Here is a 668-nt window from a genome sequence, read left to right as displayed (position 1 = left end):
GCGCCTACACTCGGCGCTGGGATACCGCTCGCCGGCCGAATACGAACGCCAATGCATCTAACCCACCGGTGTCCACTTTTGCGTAGGAACTCCCAACCGCTTCGCGGTTCGGCTTAATTCAGGCGTTAGGCGGCCTTGATGCAACGTAGCACTCGTAGAGTTGTTGTTCTGCTATTTGCACTGGCCACAGTTACCTCGGTGGCTTACGCAGTGCATATCAGCCTCAATCCCGATTACTATTTCTTCCGCAGGCCGGAGGATCGTGCCAACTGGACCTACGACCCAGGCAGCGTCGCATTTGTATGTGGCGTCATGCTTGTGGAGGCCCTCGTAGCCTGCTTGGCAATTGTTGCAAGTCGCCCCAAGGCTCTTTGGCTCAGGTGCTTAATCGGGCTGCTGCTTCTTGGGCCTTGGTCGTTATTCTCTACCATGCTCGTGGTGCATATGCCCGGCTACACCTTGTTTCACCATCTTTGGGTGTGGTTGCTAGTCTTCGTATTAATCGTTGTCGGTGTTGCATCGTCAATCAGGCAGCTCTACTTGTGGCTTCGTGGTGCGCCGCCTAACAATTCGTATATGGACTCCTCCGTCAATCAGGATTCGCTGGTTTGATCTGATGCTGTGAAGCGGTGCGGTTGCAGTCGTATATTCGGCCTTGAGGTGAGTCG

At 54.6% G+C, this 668-nt stretch carries 1 protein-coding gene; it reads left to right on the top strand.

The genetic code is table 11. The annotated features are described in order from the left end of the window. Positions 1-138: 138 nt before the first annotated feature. On the top strand, positions 139-612 hold the full coding sequence (locus tag AB6O04_RS20705) for a hypothetical protein (RefSeq protein ID WP_368566317.1): 474 nt from the start codon (positions 139-141) through the stop codon (positions 610-612). Positions 613-668 lie beyond the last annotated feature (56 nt).

It is taken from the genome of Pseudoxanthomonas sp. UTMC 1351 (assembly GCF_040948865.1).
In the GTDB taxonomy this organism is placed as follows: Bacteria; Pseudomonadota; Gammaproteobacteria; order Xanthomonadales; family Xanthomonadaceae; genus Pseudoxanthomonas_A.
Note: the sequence above shows the minus strand (reverse complement) of the source record. Positions and strands in the feature narration are given on the sequence as shown.

Bases quoted from the DNA above. Each gene is read 5' to 3' on its own strand.
- AB6O04_RS20705 (WP_368566317.1), top strand. From the start codon at position 139: ATGCAACGTAGCACTCGTAGAGTTGTTGTTCTGCTATTTGCACTGGCC.